15 protein-coding genes are annotated in these 17,623 nt (G+C 66.1%); 11 read left to right on the top strand and 4 right to left on the bottom strand.

Going from position 1 to position 17,623, the window contains the following annotated elements; all coding sequences use genetic code 11:
* Positions 1 to 98: 98 nt before the first annotated feature.
* Positions 99 to 1,061 (bottom strand): GlxA family transcriptional regulator, encoded by a 963-nt coding sequence (locus FIV34_RS19880; RefSeq protein WP_139985214.1) that lies wholly within the window; start codon positions 1,059 to 1,061, stop codon positions 99 to 101.
* A gap of 382 nt (positions 1,062 to 1,443) precedes the next feature.
* Here FIV34_RS19880 and FIV34_RS19875 point away from each other — a divergent pair, with 382 nt between their 5' ends.
* From FIV34_RS19875 to FIV34_RS19835, 9 genes are all read left to right on the top strand, one after another.
* On the top strand, positions 1,444 to 2,724 hold the full coding sequence (locus FIV34_RS19875) for a hypothetical protein (protein WP_139985213.1): 1,281 nt from the start codon (positions 1,444 to 1,446) through the stop codon (positions 2,722 to 2,724).
* Between the two features lie 158 nt (positions 2,725 to 2,882).
* The gene (locus tag FIV34_RS19870) at positions 2,883 to 3,335 is read left to right on the top strand and encodes an organic hydroperoxide resistance protein (RefSeq protein WP_139985212.1); all 453 of its coding nucleotides are present in this window, start codon (positions 2,883 to 2,885) and stop codon (positions 3,333 to 3,335) included.
* Complete coding sequence (locus FIV34_RS19865; RefSeq protein WP_139985211.1) at positions 3,332 to 4,069, top strand: SDR family NAD(P)-dependent oxidoreductase; 738 nt, start codon at positions 3,332 to 3,334, stop codon at positions 4,067 to 4,069. Before FIV34_RS19870 ends, FIV34_RS19865 begins: the two co-directional genes overlap by 4 nt.
* A 43-nt stretch (positions 4,070 to 4,112) precedes the next feature.
* Positions 4,113 to 5,384 carry an epoxide hydrolase family protein gene (locus tag FIV34_RS19860; protein WP_246058696.1) on the top strand — a complete coding sequence of 424 codons (1,272 nt, stop codon included), beginning with the start codon at positions 4,113 to 4,115 and terminating at the stop codon, positions 5,382 to 5,384.
* A 13-nt stretch (positions 5,385 to 5,397) separates the two neighbouring features.
* Positions 5,398 to 6,453: an alpha/beta hydrolase gene (locus tag FIV34_RS19855; RefSeq protein WP_139985209.1), complete on the top strand. Its 1,056-nt coding sequence runs from the start codon at positions 5,398 to 5,400 to the stop codon at positions 6,451 to 6,453.
* Positions 6,454 to 6,569: 116 nt separating this feature from the next.
* Positions 6,570 to 6,803, top strand: a complete 234-nt coding sequence (locus FIV34_RS19850; RefSeq protein ID WP_139985208.1) for an Imm32 family immunity protein — start codon at positions 6,570 to 6,572, stop codon at positions 6,801 to 6,803.
* Between the two features lie 255 nt (positions 6,804 to 7,058).
* Positions 7,059 to 8,072 carry a two-component system sensor histidine kinase NtrB gene (locus FIV34_RS19845; RefSeq protein WP_139985207.1) on the top strand — a complete coding sequence of 338 codons (1,014 nt, stop codon included), beginning with the start codon at positions 7,059 to 7,061 and terminating at the stop codon, positions 8,070 to 8,072.
* Positions 8,065 to 9,453, top strand: coding sequence for a nitrogen regulation protein NR(I) (gene ntrC / locus FIV34_RS19840; protein ID WP_139985206.1), 1,389 nt, complete (start codon positions 8,065 to 8,067; stop codon positions 9,451 to 9,453). The genes FIV34_RS19845 and ntrC overlap by 8 nt, the downstream gene beginning before the upstream one ends.
* A 2-nt stretch (positions 9,454 to 9,455) precedes the next feature.
* A complete protein-coding gene (locus tag FIV34_RS19835; protein ID WP_139985205.1) occupies positions 9,456 to 9,911 on the top strand; it encodes a GNAT family N-acetyltransferase in 456 nt (151 codons plus the stop codon).
* Here FIV34_RS19835 and FIV34_RS19830 read toward each other — a convergent pair.
* The gene (locus FIV34_RS19830; protein ID WP_139985204.1) at positions 9,908 to 12,388 is read right to left on the bottom strand and encodes a sensor domain-containing protein; all 2,481 of its coding nucleotides are present in this window, start codon (positions 12,386 to 12,388) and stop codon (positions 9,908 to 9,910) included. The genes FIV34_RS19835 and FIV34_RS19830 overlap by 4 nt on opposite strands.
* A 78-nt stretch (positions 12,389 to 12,466) precedes the next feature.
* Entirely contained in the window at positions 12,467 to 13,594 is a 1,128-nt protein-coding gene (locus FIV34_RS19825) for a hypothetical protein (protein ID WP_246058695.1), read from the bottom strand.
* Positions 13,595 to 13,782: 188 nt separating this feature from the next.
* Here FIV34_RS19825 and FIV34_RS19820 point away from each other — a divergent pair, with 188 nt between their 5' ends.
* Both FIV34_RS19820 and FIV34_RS19815 read left to right on the top strand, forming a co-directional pair.
* Positions 13,783 to 15,069, top strand: a complete 1,287-nt coding sequence (locus FIV34_RS19820; protein WP_139985203.1) for an acetyl-CoA C-acetyltransferase — start codon at positions 13,783 to 13,785, stop codon at positions 15,067 to 15,069.
* A 12-nt stretch (positions 15,070 to 15,081) separates the two neighbouring features.
* The gene (locus tag FIV34_RS19815) at positions 15,082 to 15,639 is read left to right on the top strand and encodes an energy transducer TonB (RefSeq protein ID WP_139985202.1); all 558 of its coding nucleotides are present in this window, start codon (positions 15,082 to 15,084) and stop codon (positions 15,637 to 15,639) included.
* 12 nt (positions 15,640 to 15,651) lie between these two features.
* On the opposite strand, the gene FIV34_RS19810 is transcribed toward FIV34_RS19815, so the two are convergent.
* Positions 15,652 to 17,589: a phospholipase D family protein gene (locus FIV34_RS19810; protein ID WP_342777367.1), complete on the bottom strand. Its 1,938-nt coding sequence runs from the start codon at positions 17,587 to 17,589 to the stop codon at positions 15,652 to 15,654.
* Between the last annotated feature and the right edge of the window lie 34 nt (positions 17,590 to 17,623).

Below are 17,623 nucleotides of genomic sequence, written 5' to 3'. Positions count from 1 at the left end.
AGCACAATGTACGCAGCACGCCTCATCGGAACTATCGTCGTTCAAGACATTCGTCGGATCATTTACGACAATTTTTTCGACCGACATCCAGGGGCGTTCTATTGGAGTTCGGCACGTAGTTCGCGCACGGTCCGTCCGGTTCGACGTCGCAGCAAACTCCTCAAGGTCGCGGATTCTGCATAGCCGACCTCGGTGGCGATGGACTCGATATCCTGGCCCATGGACACAAGGTGCTGCGCACGCGCCACACGCAAGTCCTGGAAAAAGGCGAGCGGCGACTTTCCGAGCACCGCCCCGGTTCGGCGCTGCAGTGTGCGAGGCGTAACGGCCAGTGCACTCGCCGCGTCCTGGAGCGAGAATCCCGTCGCAAGGTGTCCGCGAGCCCATCGCTCAAAACGTTCCACCAGTGGGTCGGCACGAGCGAGGAGCTCGGGCTTGATGTACTTCGATTGGGTCGGCCGCTTGTCGATGAGCATGACGCCCGCGACAAGCGCAGCGATGTCGGGGCTCGCCTGGCGTACCAGCCAGAAGGCGAGATCGAGATGGCCCATGGTGGCTCCCGCCGTCACGACACTGCCCGCAGCGACGATGATTCGCGTCTCGTCTAGCCTGACCTTGGGATAGCGTTGGCGAAACACCGGGGCAATCGGCCAGGAGGTTGTCGCTTCCTGGTCATCGAGCAAGCCTGCTTCGGCCAGGAGGAAGGTTCCGACGCAGGCTCCTGCCACGTTAATGCCGTTAGCGTGCCACGCGCGCAGATGCGCGATGGCTTCACGGACGTCCTCGCGGCCCAACGTCTCAATCAACTCGTCTGGTTGCTTGACGTTGACTGCCGGCACGACGACCCAATCCGGCTTTTGAACCCCGCTGGCTGGCTCGACTGCGGCTGTGAAGCCGAGGGCCGTGCGGACGCTTTGTCCTGCTCCCACGATCTCCACGCTGAAGGGCGGAGTCGTGATCCCCAGGCCGGACGCCAGTTCGTTTGCGGTGGCGAACGTGTCCAGCAACACGGATAGACCGGAATCGAAAACGCCATCAACGACGAGAATGACTATTTTCATGACGTCCCAACCGTTGTCACCAGGGAGGAATAGCTAAGTCGTCGGTCACCGTCGCGGAGTATCAGCGGTATGGCGGGGAATCGCTTGTTGGGTCATCCGCTATTTGCTCGATCACATTTGGGTGGCGTGGACACCCTAAAGGCTACAGAGGAGGCGGCGACGTCGCGATTACCTGGCAGGTCATTGATACCCCACCGGAGTGCCTCCCTCTTGGACGGATTCCCGTTGTTGGTGCAGGCCCATGGTTGTTTCGGTCGGACCAGGGCAGCTTTCCGGTAGCAAGAACTTGCGACCCGTCGCGGGCTGTACCAAAATCTCGACACTAAAAGCCAGGGAGGGGCGCAATGGGTCATTGGGCGGAATTAGTGCGCCAGGGGCGGCGATGACATCGGCGCGTCGACCCAAGGGACGCGCGGTAGACTCCATTTCTCCCAGCCCGCTGATGCGAGTGCTCTGGGCCATCGTGCTCCTTGCCGCCCTCGCCTTTCTCGCGTTTTTACTCAAGGAGGTTCAGGCACGTCCTCCAAGGGATTGGGCAGGCGTTTCCTTTGTTGGGCTCACCACCCTGGCAACGGCCTTCCTCGCTGGACGGGCCTTGTTTCTCCGGGTCGAGGTGGACCGGGACGGCATAACCATCCACCGCCCCTTCAGCACGACCCGCGTGCGGCGGGAAGACGTCAAGGGTTACCGCCACCAGACTGCGGCGGCGACCCGGACGACGGACCTTGTCATCGAGACGAAGGCAGGGGACCGCGTGGTGGTGCCGGATGCCGTGCGCCGACGGGTTGAACGGGAAACCTGGCTTGCAGAGACCCCCGACCTCCAGGCCGAAGCTCGAGCAGAGGAGAAAAAGGGCTGGGAGCAGGATCCGCGCTGGGGGAGGGATGCAAAGGCCCGAAGGGCGAAGGCTGGCCGCTGGGAGATATGGTGCGTCATCCTCAATCTGCTTGCTGCTGCCCTCTGCTTCGTCGCCTGGCTCCCCGACACCATGGGCAGCCGGGGCTATTGGGCCCTGCTTATGGTCCTCGCGGCGCTGCCGCCCATCGGGGCCATGGCCTGCTGGTTCACCTATGGGGCGGTTGACCTCCTATTCCGGAACGGCCAAGGCCAGTTGACCGTGGGCGGGCTCATGCTCAGTCCCTTGATGCTCGTCTGGCGCGCGCTCGACTGGACCTTGCTCGACGCATGGCAGGTGTGGCTCATCGCCGTGGTCTGCGCCGTCCCCATCGCCAGCGTTCTTGACCGAATGACCCGCATTGATGAGCGGGAAAGCGGCACCCGCTGGCTCGTCTATCTTGCCCTGACGACCCTGTGGATTGGCAGCGGTCTCGTGCTGACCGATGTCCGTTACGACCGTGCGCCCCCGGCCACGTTTGAAGCGACCGTGACCTCCAGCGAGGGCCGGTCAAGCTACCGGGGCCGGCGCGGCCACCGGCTCGGCCAGAGCTTCGCCAAGGTTCATCTTGGCCCATGGGCGCTCGACAAGGATGGCACCACCCTACGGTCCATGTATGGCGCGGCGAGAGGCCACCATTGCACGGTCAACGTCCACTCCGGGACACTTCGGTTCCGGTGGGTTGACCTCGGGTCCTGCACCGATCCAAACACGGCACCAGGACAGCCCATCTCCAATGACTTTTTCAAGGGCGTCTCCGTCCTCTGAGCCCTAGTGCGGGCGCCGCTTTGTATCGAAACGTACCCGGCCCGGCCGCACGACACACTGCGATACGTTTTGGCATGCGTGGCGACACATGGGGGATACGCCACCGTCGTCTCATGTGTCCACCGGCCGGCAACGGCCCTCACTGCGGACCCATGACCATGAGCCAGATCGACACCGTTCTCTATACGGGCAAGACCCACACGACCGGCGGTCGCGACGGCCGGGCACGTAGCGCCGATGGCGCCCTCGACATCATGCTGACACCGCCAGGCGGGCAGGGACAAGGCACGAACCCCGAGCAGCTTTTCGCCGCCGGCTGGTCGGCCTGCTTCATCGGTGCCATGGGCCTCGCCGCCGCCGAGCGCAGGCTGCGCCTGCCGCAGGGCACTGCCGTGGACGCTGAAGTAGACCTCGGCACCGGTACCGGCGGTTACTTCCTCCAGGCGCGGCTCACCGTCAGCCTGCCCGGGGTCGACGAGACCACCGCTCGCGCCATCGTCGATACGGCCCACCGCACCTGCCCTTACTCGAAGGCCAGCCGCGGAAACATCGACGTGTCCATCGAGGTATCCGTCGCGGGCGTCGTCGCGAACCAGGAGGCATCGCTATGAACAACCTTACGAACCAAGGCAGGACAGCACTTGTGTATGGCGGCTCACGCGGCATCGGTGCCGCCATCGTGAAGCGCCTCGCCGAAGATGGATACGACGTCGCGTTCACGTATGTATCCCGGCCCGACGCAGCCGGAGCGCTTGTCGACGAAGTGGCCGCGCTAGGCGGGAATGCACTGGCCATCCTTGCCGACTCCACGGACGCATCCTCCATCGAGCATGCGGCCACCGCCGCCCACGCTCGTTTCGGCGCGATCGATGCCGTGGTGGTGAATGCAGGAATTTACAAAGCCGGCCAGGTAGGCGAGGTGAGCATCAGTGACCTGGATCAGATGCTGGCGGTGAACGTGCGAGGAGTCTTCCTGTCCATTCAGGCCAGCGTTCCGCTGCTCAAGGATGGTGGTCGCGTCGTCACCATCGGTAGCAATGTCGTCAACGGTGTTGGTTCGCCTGGATCCAGCGTCTACCAGCTCACGAAGGCGGCGGTCGCCGCGATGGTAAAGGGGCTTGCGCTGGACCTGGCGCCGCGACGGATCACCGTCAACAACGTCCAGCCCGGCCCGACCAAGACCGACATTACCTCCGGGTTCCTGGAGTACCTGATCGAGCGTAGCCCACAGAAGCGTGTCGCCGATCCTTCGGAAATCGCAGGCGCCGTTGCCTATTTCCTGCGGGACGACGCGGCCTACGTCACTGGTGCAAGCCTGACCATCGATGGCGGCTTCACGCTCTGAGCGTGCCCCCCATTCCCCTACCTTCGATCGTGGAGTCATCCTGATGCGCGCAATGATCCTGGCGTTGACCCTGGCGGGGATCGCCATCCCCATGTCCGCCCATGCTGCGGCCGCTGCTACAACGGTCGGCGACGATGCAACGGTTCGTGCCTACCACGTCCATGTATCGGACAAAGATCTTTCCGACCTTCGCCGACGTATTGGCGATACGCGGTGGCCCGACAAGGAGACGGTCGCCGACGATGCCCAGGGCATCCAGCTCTCCAAGGTACAGGCCCTCGTCGAGTATTGGGGAAAGGGCTATGACTGGCGTAAGTTCGAGGCACAACTCAACGCGTTACCGCAGTTCGTCACAACGATCGACGGTGAGGAGATCTACTTCATCCATGTTCGTTCGAAGCAGCCCGGCGCCTTGCCCCTCATCCTCACCCATGGCTGGCCGGGCTCGCCAGCCGAATTCCTCAAGACGATCGACCCGCTCGTGAACCCCACTGCACATGGTGGCAAGGCGGAGGATGCTTTCGATGTCGTGATCCCCGCGATTCCGGGCTATGGCTTTTCGAGCAAGCCCAAGGGCACGGGATGGGGACCGGACCGTGTCGCGAAGGCATGGGACACGTTGATGCACCGCCTTGGATACAACCGCTACGTTTCGCAGGGCGGCGACCACGGCTCGGTCATCTCCGATGCATTGGCACGCCAGGCACCTGCCGGGCTACTGGGCATCCACCTGAACATGCCGGCCACCGTGCCGCCCGAGCTCGTGAAGCCCATCTTCGGTGGCGAGCCTGCGCCGGCCGGCCTGGCGCCCGACGAGAAACGCGCCTTCGACTCCCTCAGTAGCTTCTTCGGCCGCAACGCCGCCTACGGCGCATTGATGGTCACCCGACCCCAGACCATCGGCTATTCGCTTGCTGATTCTCCCGCCGGCGAGGCCGCGTGGATGTACGAGAAGTTCGTCCAGTGGAGCGACAACCGTGGGCATCCCGAAGGCGTGCTCAGCCGTGACGAGATACTGAACGATATCAGCTTGTATTGGCTGACCAACACGGGTGCCTCGGCTTCGCGGTTCTACTGGGAGAACAACAACAACAACTTCAGCGCCGAGGCGCAGAAGACCCGGCAGATCAAGGTGCCCGTGGCTATCACCGTGTTCCCGCGCGAAATCTACCAGGCACCGAAGAGCTGGGCGCAGCGTGCCTACCCCTCGATGTACTACTTCCATGAGGTCGATAAGGGTGGCCACTTCGCCGCATGGGAGCAGCCCCAGCTGTTCGTGGAAGAAATCCGCGCTGCCTTCAAGTCGCTTCGCTAAAGAAGGATCCGTCATGTCATCCGATCAGATCTTCACCCGGCGTCGCTTCCTCGGCATGAGCGCCCTCGCCATGGCCGCTGGCCAGCTGGGTATGGCAAGCATCGCCGCTGCGTCACCCGCTTCCGCCGTGCGAAGTGCCAGCGCCACGGGAGTCGCTTTGGGCGGCACGGCCTTCCCACCGCTGAAGCAGATCCGCGCCGGTTCGTTGGACGTCGGCTATGTCGACATGGGGCCAGCCACCGGCCCCGTGGTCATCCTCCTCCACGGTTGGCCCTACGACATCCACAGCTTCGTCGATGTCGCGCCGATCCTGGTAGCCAGCGGGTACCGGGTGGTCATCCCCTACCTTCGTGGCTACGGGAGCACCCGGATCATCGATACCACCACGCCGCGCAATGCCCAGCCCGCGGCGCTGGCCACTGACATCATCGACCTGATGGATGCACTGAAAATCCGCAAGGCGGTCCTTGGCGGATTCGACTGGGGTGCGCGTACCGCGGACATCGTCGCGGCGCTTTGGCCGCAGCGTGTGAAGGCGCTGGTCGCGGTCAGTGGTTACCTCATCGGCAGCCAGGAGGCGGGGAAGAAGCCACTGGCTCCAGGTGATGAGCTGCAGTGGTGGTACCAGTTCTACTTCGCCACCGAGCGCGGCCGGGCAGGTTACGAGGCCAACCGCCACGACTTCAACAAGCTGATCTGGAAGCTCGCCTCCCCGAAGTGGGCCTTCGACGATGCCACCTACGAGCGCAGCGCCGCTGCGTTTGATAACCCGGACCACGTTGCGCTCGTGATCCATAACTACCGGTGGCGCATGGGTCTCGCGGAGGGCGAATCGAAATACGATGTCCTCGAGGCCAAGCTTGCACAGGCCCCCTCGATCGCGGTGCCAACCATCACCATGGAAGGCGACGCCAACGGTGCGCCCCACCCGGCACCCTCGATGTACGCATCGAAATTCACGGGTATGCATGAGCACCGCACGCTCAATGGCGGCATCGGGCACAACCTGCCGCAGGAGGCTCCGAAGGCGTTTGCGCAGGCGGTGGTCGATGTGGGCAGGCTCGCATGAGTGAGGGTGCATCGCTCAGCATCGGCAACTGGACCATGGCTCGGATCTGACTAAGATGTCGCGGGGGGATAACGTTCCGCGCGCCTGATCACCCTTGCTCACTTAGGAAAGGTCAAATGAAGCTTTTCGGTCGTTCGAAGATGGCTCCAGACACTCTGTTGACCATGGACGAGGTCACGTTTCTCGCTGGCCCGGAGCAACTACGTTCGCTGGCCCAGTTCTTCCTTTCCCAAGCCGAAAAACAAGAAGCGGGAACCGGGCGTGACCATGAGCACTACTCGGATACCCCGGGCGCGATTGATGGTGATCATGAGGTTATTGTCGCGGACCCGAAGATCCTATCGGGTTGAAGCTGCTCTACGAGCATCGTTGGCGTTGGTAGCGGCCTCCGCGAACACAGGAGACTGGATGAACAGGGGCTGGTTGAGATAGGCCTGGACGCGCGCCTCCCATATCTGGATCGCCGCGAGATCAGGTCCTAGAGGCTGTCCGGGCCATCGGCCGCCCGTGCGGTGTCAAGGAGATAGAGGGCTGGCTCGAAAAGCTACAACTCCCTAGGAATCCCTCCAGTTGCACCGCAGCAAAACGCTCCCTAAATTGGTGCAATGGATGCACCCGATCACACCGAGCTTCTGACCCTGCTGGGTACCGGCATCGCCGTTGTCGGCCCGGACCTGCGCGTCGCCTGGATCAACCCTGCCCTCGGTGAGGTGCTGGATGTCGGCCCCCGAACGGCCGTCGGCCAGCCCCTGGCCCAGCTGATGCGTGAGCCCGCCCTGGCCAGCCAGCTGGAGCGCACCCTATCCGAAGGCCGTGGTTTCAACCTTCGTGGGGTCAGCTTCGGGGTGGCACGGGGCCGCGATGTCACGGCAGACCTCTCCCTCCAGCCCATCGGCGATGGTCGGGTGCTGGTCGAGGTCCACCCCCTGGCGACCGACCTGCATGGGGGTGACACCCCGCTCTCCGCCACCCTCCGCGGCTTCGCCCACGAGGTGAAGAATCCGCTGGCTGGCCTGCGTGGTGCAGCGCAGCTGCTGGAGCGCCGGCTGGCCGATGCGGACCTGCGCGGCCTGGCCGCCATGGTGATCTCAGAGGCAGACCGCCTCGCTGCCCTCGCCGACGGTTTGCTGCGCCACGGCGGCGCGGCGCGGATCGGCCCGGTCAACATCCACGAACTGCTCGAACGCCTCGAAGGCCTGGTCACCGCCGAAGCCGACGCCCCGCGCGTCCGCCACGACTACGACCCCAGCCTGCCGGACGTCTCCGGCGACAACGACCGCCTGCTCCAGGTGCTGCTCAACCTCACCCGCAACGCCACCGAAGCCGGGGCTCGCACCATCACCCTGCGTACCCGCATTGAGCACGGCGCGCGGCTGGGCGAGCGCACCGTTCGCGCGGCCCTGCGCGTGGACGTGCTCGACGACGGCCCCGGCGTGGCCGACGAACTGCGCGACATCCTGTTCCATCCGCTGGTGAGCGGCCGTCCCGACGGCACGGGCCTGGGCCTGGCGCTCTCGCGCGAGATCGCGCTGGAGCACGGCGGCGACCTCCGCTACGTGAGCCACCCGGGCGACACCGTGTTCTCCCTGTACCTCCCGATGGAGCGTCCGCATGAGTGAGATCTGGATCGCCGACGATGACCGCGGCGTGCGCTTTGTGCTGGCCGAAGCCCTGCGCGATGCTGGGCATGCCGTGCGTGAGTTCAGCGCCGGTGATGCGGTACGTGCCGCGCTGGAAGAGAGCCGTCCGGCCCTGCTGGTGACGGACGTGCGCATGCCCGGCGAAAACGGCCTGCGCCTGCTCGAAGACCTCACCCGCCGCAACATCGGCCCGGTGATCGTCATGAGCGCCTTCACCGACGTGGCCACCACCGCCGCGGCGTATCGCGCCGGCGCCGCCGATTATCTGGCCAAGCCCTTCGACCTCGACCACGCCGTGGAAACCGTGGAGCGCGCACTGGCTGCCGCACGCGAGGAAGTGATCGTCCCCGCGCAGCGTGCCGACGCCCACGCCCTCATCGGCGAAAGCGCTGCGATGCGCGAAGTGTTCCGTCTGATCGGTCGCGTCGCCGCCAGCGACCTCAACGTGCTGATCACCGGCGAAACCGGCACCGGCAAGGAACTCGTCGCCCGCGCGCTGCATGAAGAAAGCGCCCGCGCCGGCAAGCCCTACGTCGCCCTGAACACCGCCGCCATCCCCGCCGAGCTGCTCGAAAGCGAACTGTTCGGCCACGAAGCGGGGGCCTTCACCGGTGCCACGCGTCGCGTGGCGGGCCGTTTCGAACAGGCCGATGGCGGCACGCTGTTCCTCGACGAAATCGGCGACATGCCGCTCGGTTTGCAGACACGCCTTCTGCGCGTGCTGGCCGGCGGCGAGTTCTACCGCGTGGGCGGGCGTGAGCTGATGCACGGAAACGTCCGCATCATCGCCGCCACGCACCAGGACCTGGAAGCGCGGGTGCTGCAGGGCCTGTTCCGTGCGGACCTGAAGCATCGCCTGGACGTGGTGCGCATTCCGCTGCCGTCCCTGCGCGAGCGGCGCGGTGATATCCCGCTGCTGGCCAGGCACTTCCTTGCCCAGGCCTCGGTGGAACTGAATCTCCCCGCGAAGCGCTTCTCGCGCGGCGCCCTGAAGCTGATCGAACAGCGCGACTACCCCGGCAACGTCCGCGAACTGGAAAACCTCTGCCGCCGCCTGGCGGTGATCGCCCCCGGCGTGGAAATCCAGACCGCGGACCTCGGCGCGCTGCCTGCCCGCGAAACCCGCAGCGGCGAGTGGACCGAAGCGCTGCGCCTGTGGGCGCAGGATGCGCTGGCCCAGGGCGAAGCGGACATCCACGCCCGCGCCCGCGAGTCCATGGACAAGACCTTGCTGCAGGCCGCCCTCATCGCCACCGACGGCCACCGCCAGCAGGCGGCGATCGCGCTGGGCGTGGGCCGCAATACGTTGACGCGTAAACTGGGTGCCTCGCGCAAACGGCGCCCCTCGACGGAACTCTGACCATGTCGCTTTACGTACGCCGCGCGTCGGTGGAAGACGCAGACCACATCGCCCGCTGGAACATCGCGATGGCGTGGGAGACGGAAGAGAAGCGGCTGGATCCCGAGACGATCGGCCGTGGCGTGCGCGCGGTGTTTGATGAGCCGCGTCGCGGGTTTTATCTCGTTGCGGAACTCGACGGTGTCGCGGTGGGCTGCCTGCTGGTCACGTATGAGTGGAGTGACTGGCGCTGTGGGGACTTCTGGTGGGTGCAGAGTGTGTATGTGGCACAGGAGGCGCGCCGGGCCGGGGTGTTCCGCGGGATGTATCACCATGTGAAGGCGATGGCGGAAGGGGCGGGGGCGGTGGGGTTGCGCCTATACGTGGAGACGGAAAACAGCCGGGCGCAGGCGACGTATGGTGGCCTTGGCATGGAGCGCTGCCACTACTTCATGTATGAAGCCGAATTGAAGCGTTAGGCCAGCCGGAGGCCCTGGTCGACCTGCGCGATGCGCGCTTCGAAGTCGCGGGCGGGGACGGCGCGGCCGAAGAGGAAGCCTTGCATTTGCGTGCAGCCGGCGTTGCCGAGGAAGCTGGCTTGTTCGACGCTTTCCACGCCTTCGGCGAGCACCATCTTGTTCATGCCTTTGCCCATGGCGATGATGGCGCTGACGATGGCGGCGCTGTCGTTGTCCCAGGCGACGTCGCGGATGAAGGCGCGATCGATCTTCAGCGTATCCACCGGGAAGTGTTTCAGGTACGCAAGGCTGCAATAGCCGGTGCCGAAGTCGTCGAGGCTGAGTGAGACGCCTTCGGCCTTGATCCGGTGCAGCAGGTCGGCGATGTGGTCGCCGCCTTCCATCACCGTGCGCTCGGTCACTTCCAGCTCAAGCAGCGTGGGATGCAGGCCGGTTTCGACGAGGATGGCCTGCATCGATTCGAAGAAACGCGTGTGCTGGAACTGCAGCGCGGAGACGTTCACCGAGACGGACAGCGGGCGGTACGTCTGCGACCATTCCCTGGTCTGCCGGCAGGCTTCGCGCAGGGCCCATTCGCCGATCGGCACGATGAGGCCGCAATCCTCGGCCACGGGAATGAACTGCTCGGGCGTGTAGATATCCTCGCCATCCACCTGCCAGCGCAGCAGGGCTTCGGCGCCGACGATGGTGCCGAGGTCCACGTCGACCTTGGGCTGGTAGTGCAGGCTGAGTTCGTTGCGGGCCAGCGCCTTGCGCAGCTCCACTTCGATGCGCACGCGCGCGGTGTTGCGCTCGTTCATGCTCGGGTTGAAGAAGCGGTAGCCGTTGCGGCCCTGCATCTTCGCTTCGTACATGGCGGTGTCGGCGTTGCGCAGCATGGATTCGGCGTCGTAGGCGTCGTCCGGGAACAGGCTGATGCCGATGCTGAAGCTGATCGCCAGCGCCGAGGCTTCCAGGCCGATCGCCTCGTTGCACGCCTGTAGCACCTTCTCGGCCACGTCGGTGGCATCCACGGCGTCGTCCACGTGCGGCAGCAGCACCACGAACTCATCGCCACCGAGCCGGCTGACGGTGTCGTCGGCGCGCACGGCCGAGCGGATGCGTCGCGCGACTTCCTGCAGCAACGCATCGCCGGCGGCGTGGCCGAGGCTGTCGTTGATCTGCTTGAAGTGATCGATGTCCACGAACAGAAGGGCGCAACGCTGGCGACGGCGCGTGGCGACCGTCACCGCGAACTCCATGCGCGACTGCAGCAGCGCGCGGTTGGGCAGGCCGGTGAGCGTGTCGTGGTGCGCGAGGTGCGCCATCTTCAGCGCGAGCGCGCGCGTTTCGCTGACGTCATGGAACACCACGACGCCGCCAACCACGTTGCCCGCGTGGTCGTGGATCGGCGCGGCCGAATCCTCGATCGGGCTGTCGAAGCCATTGCGGTGGACGAGGATGGCATCGGTGGTGAGGCCGATGATGGTGTTCTTCTGCACCGCCGTGCGCAGCGGGTTGGCGATGGGGCGGCGGGTCAGCGGATCGCGTAGCTGGAAGATGTCGTCCATCGGCCGGCCCACGGCTTCATGCGTGGACCAGCCGGTCATCGCTTCGGCGATGGGGTTGAGCGAGGTGACCATCAGCTCGGGATCGGTGGTGATCACCGCGTCGCCGATGGATTTCAGCGTGACTTCGGCCAGCTCGCGCTCGCGGAACAGCGCGTCTTCGAAGGCCTTGCGCTCGCTGATGTCCTGCACCTGCGAGACGAAATACAGCGGCTCGCTGCGCTCGTCGCGCACCAGCGAGACGGTGAGCAGCGCATGGACGATGTGCCCCTCGCGGTGCAGGTAGCGCTTTTCCATGTGGTACGAGGCGCGTTCGCCATCGAGCACCTGCTGGAGCAGGCCGAGGTCGGCGACGAGGTCATCCGGGTGGGTGATGTCCTGGAAGCTGAGCGCGAGCAGTTCGTCTTCGGCGTAACCGAGCATGCCGCAGATGGCGTCGTTTACCTGCAGCCAGCGGCCGTCGGGCATCACCAGCGCCATGCCGATGGCGGCGTGGCGGAAGGCCTGCGAGAAACGCCGCTCGCTTTCCTTCAGGCGCGCTTCGAGCGCGCGGCGGTCGGAGATATCGGCGAGCACCACGAAGGCGCCGCGCACGTTGCCTTCGTCGTCGACATCCGGCGAGAAGCTGGCCTGGGCGAAGCGCTCGACGTCTTCGCGGCGCAGTTCGCGGTCGGTGATCATCGTGCTGCCGGCGAGCGCGGCGACGACGCCTGGCTCGATGCGCTCGTACAGCGCGGCAGGAATCAGTTCGCGCAGCGTGCGGCCTTCCACCGGCGCGTCGCCCAGGCCCATCCACGCGCAGTACGCCGGGCTGGCGTAACGGAACCGCTGGTCCGTGCCGACGTACGCCACCATGGCGGGCGCGCGTGCATGGATAAAGGCGGGCCAGTCAGCCGGGGCGAGCTCGTCGGGTGAAGCGGGGAGGCGCATGGGGAGGCCAGCGGGGCAATGAACCCACTTTAATGCTCGGGTGGGTTCATCGTATATCGGCGGTTGTGAAGAGCCGCGTCAGTGCAGGGCGGGTGCCGGGGCTGTCAGCGCCCCGTTGGCATCCAGCATCACCCGGCCCAGGGCCTGGAGCTCACGGTCCGTCCCGAAGCGGGTGGCCAGGGCGTCGAGCATCGGCGCCAGGGCATTCGGCTCAAGCGGGTAGCCGTGGGCGAGGACGCGGGCCTTGCCCGGCGCGGGCTGGGCCACGGTGACGGCGGCCATGCCCAGGCCGGCGGCCTCATGCGCGTACAGCTGGGGCGCCGGCAGGGCCGGATCGGCCTCGGCCAGGGCTTCCACCAGGTAACCGGCGGAGGAGGCGGGGTCGCCTTCCAGGTGCAGGGGCACGTGGTGGGCGGCGAGCAGGGCGGCGTACTGGCGCAGCTCGAACAGGGTGCCGGCCAGCTCGTGGGTGGGGTTGTCGCGCTGGATGCCGTCGCGGGCGAACCAGCCGGCGATGCCCGGCACGCTGACCCGGCCCTCGGCGTAATGCAGGGGCAGGCCGCGCGAACCCATCGCCGTCTCTTCCTTATAGGGGGTGAGCAGGGCGGTCTCGAGCATGGTCCACAGCGGGGCCAGGTTCACGTGCTCGTACTGCACGCAGGTGAGGGCCAGCAGGTCGTCGCGGCTGAGGTAGCGGGCGTGCTCCAGGCGGATGCCCAGGGTGCGCATGAGGAAATCCGCCGTGAGCGAGCCCGCTTCGCCCTTGCCCACCAGCTGGACTTCCATGGCCTGGGTGAGCTCTTCGGCCAGCTCTTCCGGGGCCAGCAGCACCCACGGCACCAGGCGCATGGGGCCGCCGGCGTAGCGCGGGTCCGGCACCAGGGGCTGGGCGGGCATGTGGCCTTCGTGGGTGCCGAAGGCGACCACGCCGCCCTGGGTGGTGACGCGCGGCACGCGGCGGGCCAGCTCTTCCAGGGTGGCGAACACCGGGAAACCGGGGCGCAGCAGCTCCACGCCATCGAACAGGGCGCCGGCCACGGCGAAGCGCGAGGCTTCCACGCCGGGCAGCAGGGCGCTGAGGTCCTGGGCCATCAGGGCGGCCAGCTCCTGCGCTTCGTCGCGGGTGAGCTCAAGCCGATCGGGGGCTTCGCCCGGGACCAGTTCCAGCGCCAGGATGGCGGGGCAGGCGATCAGCGGCTCGGACACGACGCATTTCCACAACGGCAAAGGAACGCAATTCTACCATTGGCCGTGTTTGCCCTTTCGTTGTGAGGGGATGCGGGTTAGCCTTGCCGATACCCGGTTCGTCGGCGAACGTCGGCGTCCGCGTCCCCTTTGGCTTCGATCATTAGCCGGTCGGGCATCCCTATCAGGTTTCGGACAGTCCCTAGAGCATGGAAAAGTCGCAAAAGCGCGTGGGTGTGGTCGGTGGTGTCCGCATTCCCTTCTGTCGCAACAACACCGCGTATGCGGATGTCGGCAACTTTGGCATGTCGGTCAAGGTGCTCGGGTCGCTGGTTGAAAAGTTCGGCCTGCACGGCGTGGAGCTGGGCGAAGTGGCGATGGGTGCGGTGATCAAGCACTCGTCGGACTGGAACGTGGCCCGCGAGGCCGTCCTGTCATCGGGCCTGGCCCCGACGACGCCGGGCATCACCACGGCGCGCGCCTGCGGCACCTCGCTGGATAACGCGATCATCATTGCCAACAAGATCGCCACCGGGCAGATCGAGGCGGGCATCGCCGGCGGCTCGGACACGACCAGCGACGTGCCCATCGTCTACGGCCAGAAGTTTCGCAAGCGCCTGCTGGCGCTGAACCGTGCGAAGAGCCTGAAAGAGAAATTCCAGGTCGCCACGCGCGGCTTCTCGCTGAAGGAACTGAAGCCCTCCTTCCCGGGCGTGGCCGAGCCGCGCACGGGCAAGTCGATGGGCGACCACTGCGAGAGCATGGCGAAGGAATGGCACATCGGCCGCGTGGAGCAGGACGAGCTCGCGCTCGCCAGCCACAAGAAGCTCGGTGCCGCCTACGACGCCGGTTTCTTCGACGACCTGGTGGTGCCGTTCCGTGGCCTCAAGCGCGATGGTTTCCTGCGCGCGGATTCCACGCTGGAGAAGCTCTCGTCGCTGAAGCCGGCGTTCGACAAGACCTCGGGCCAGGGCACGCTCACCGCGGGTAACTCCACGGGCCTGTCCGATGGCGCGGCGGCGGTGCTGCTGGCCTCGGAAGACTGGGCCGCCGCGCGTGGCCTGGCCATCCAGGCGTACTTCCTCGATGCCGAAGTGTCGGCGGTGGACTTCGTGCATGGCGAAGGCCTGCTGATGGCGCCGACGGTGGCGGTGCCGCGCATGCTGAAGCGCCACGGCCTCACGCTGCAGGATTTCGACTTCTACGAAATCCACGAAGCGTTTGCCGCCCAGGTGCTGTGCACGCTGCGTGCATGGGAATCCGAAGACTATTGCCGCAACCGGCTGGGCCTCGACGCCCCGCTGGGATCGATCGATCCGGCAAAGCTCAACATCAACGGTTCCAGCCTCGCGGCGGGCCATCCGTTCGCGGCCACGGGTGCGCGAATCGTGGCCACGCTGGCGAAAATGCTGGAGCAGAAAGGGTCGGGCCGTGGCCTGATCTCGATCTGCACCGCCGGTGGCATGGGTGTCACGGCGATCCTCGAACGTCCCTGATCACGGTTTCGCATGCTCGCACTTCGTACCAGTACCTCGCTTAGCGCCATCGGTCTGCTCATCGGCATTGCCGGGACGAGCTTCCTGACGGCGCTTACCTACGAACGCGCACCGGCCACGCGCCGCCTGGCCGAAGTGGTGATGCCAGGCAGTGCGAAGGACCTGCTGTCCCAGCCGCCGTCGCGGCGCACCCCCGCGGCCACGCCGCCGGAGCGCCTGCGCACGCGTGCCGTCGTCGACCTGGCCGCGCACCCGGTGATCCATCGCGCCGCGGCCACGGCCGCAGCGGCCGAGCCGGCAGCGGAGCCGCTGGTGCCGGTGTACATGCCGTCGCCGCGTTACCCGATGGAAGCCCTGCGCGCGCATCGCGAAGGCCAGGTGGTGCTGAGCGTTACTGTCACCCCGCAGGGTGATGTCACCGCCGTGGCGGTAGGCCGTTCCAGTGGCGATCCGTCGCTGGATGATGCGGCGGAGGAGGCGGTGCGTAACTGGCGTTTCGCCGCGGCCGATCGTGCGCCGCGCTATACGTCGGATTTGCCGATTCGCTTTGAGCTGACCGATCCGCTCTGACAGGGCGAGCTCCTACAGGATGCCGGAAGAGGCTGAGCCGAACGCGGTGATCATGCGGGTGTAGATCATCTTCAGCGACACATCCACTTCGGGGAAGTCGCCGACCGGTTCGTAGCATTCGAAGAACTTCGGATCCGTCCAGCGCATCGGGATGCAGCCGGGTTTCAGGTCGTAGCTGGTGGCGTAGCGGAACGGCCACAGGTCGAAGAACGGCAGGCGTTCGGAGACGTCACCGATGAATTCGTTGATCTCCGACAGCACCGGGATCGTCTTCTGCCGCGGGCCGATCACCCACGCATTGCCGGGCTCGGTGTCCTGCATGATCGAGCCGCGCAGCCGATCCGAGAAACGCTTGTCGTAGATGATCACGCCGGACTCGGTGTTGTAGTGGTCCGAGCGCGGGTCGAAGTTGTGCGTGCCGACCATGGCGAAGGTGTCGTCCACCACGATGGACTTGGCATGCAGGCCGAAGCGCACGCCTTCGGTAAGCAGCGGCGCGGGGCGATGGCGTGCGCCGGGGCCGTAGCGGCGGCCGGCGGACAGGAAGCCGGCGCTTTCCGACGGACCCGACGTGCCGGCGGCACGCGAACGCTCCGCGCGGGTCGGGCGGCGATCGCCGCCTCCCGAGCCCACCGGCCGGTTGATCGGCGGCGTGATGATGTCGGTGGTCGGCCCTTCCAGCGCGTCGCGGTCGGCGTTGGCCGGGTGCGGCTTCAGTTCGTAGATCTCGAAGCCGTAATCGATGAGGTAGCGCTTACGGTGCTTATACGACATGGCGTACACCGCGAAGGCGTCGGTGGACGCCAGCGAGTTGGTGGAGACGACGACGCGCGGCGGATCCGGCTGCTTGTGCAGGTTGCTGAAGATCTTCTTCGCCGGCTTGCTCATCACCAGGTACGGCGTCTGCAGCACGATCTCGCTTTTCGCGTTACGCACCAGGCCCATGATGTGCCGGGTAAGCGTGCGCGCCTCGCGGCGTTTCGGGTCGTCCGTCTTGCCGGGCAGGTCGGAGAGGTATTCCACGCGGTTGAGTCGTAGCGTCGCGCGGACCAGTCGCTCGTCGACCCAACCCGCGTCCTCGGCGTGCTCGAGCAGTTCCGTCACGCGTTCGGGGTTGTCGTAGGTGGGTGGCGCCCATCGCTTGAGGTCGTCGGTGTCGGCCACCAGCTCGCTGTTGACGTCACGCAGGTGGGTCAGCGGCACCGCGCGCTTGTGCACCCAGAACTGGTCGAAGCTGGCGCCCATGGCCTTGGCGGCGGGGCCGCCGACCATGACGTCGCGGTCCACGTAATCGAACGCCGGGTCCCAGTCGAAATAGCGGTCTTCGTAATTGCGCCCACCGGTGATGCCGATCAGGTCGTCGATGACGATCAGCTTGTTGTGCATGCGCTGGTTGAAGTGGAAGAAGCAGCAGACGATGCCGGCGGCGAATTCCAGCGGCGGCGTGCGCGCGCTGTAGAAGGTGGGGTTGTAGAGGCGGATCTCGATGTTGTCGCTGGCGCGCGCCAGCACCGCGAGCAGGCCCGGGTCGCGGAAGGAGAACAGCTGGTCGGCGAGGATCCGCACGCGGACGCCACGGCGGGCGGCGGCGATCAGTTCATCGAGCACCAGCTTGCCGGCGTCGTCCTGCTCCCAGATGTAGGTCTGCACGTCGATGGTCTGGCGGGCGGCGCGGATCAGGTTCACGCGCGCGGCCAGCGCGGTCTCGCCGTCTTCCAGCAGCGTGGCCACGTGCACGGGCTTGTCCGGGGTGGAGGCGGCGTTGGCTTCCAGCGCCGCATCGACCAGCACCGAGGGCAGGGCGCAATGGTCCGGCTGGGCGCAGGTGGACTGCCGGTCGACGGTGAGGGCCACCACCGCATCGGCTTTCTGGATGCGCGCCGCCGAGAGCGAACAGCCGCCCGTCGCCAGCGTGGCGGCAAGGATCAGGAGCAAGAGGAGGCGGCGCATGCCGCGCATCATAGGGGACGCTTAGCAACGGAAC

This window comes from Luteibacter pinisoli (genome assembly GCF_006385595.1).
GTDB classification, from domain to species: Bacteria; Pseudomonadota; Gammaproteobacteria; order Xanthomonadales; family Rhodanobacteraceae; genus Luteibacter; species Luteibacter pinisoli.
The sequence above is the reverse complement of the archived record's forward strand: the minus strand, read 5'-3'. Positions and strand labels throughout refer to the sequence as shown.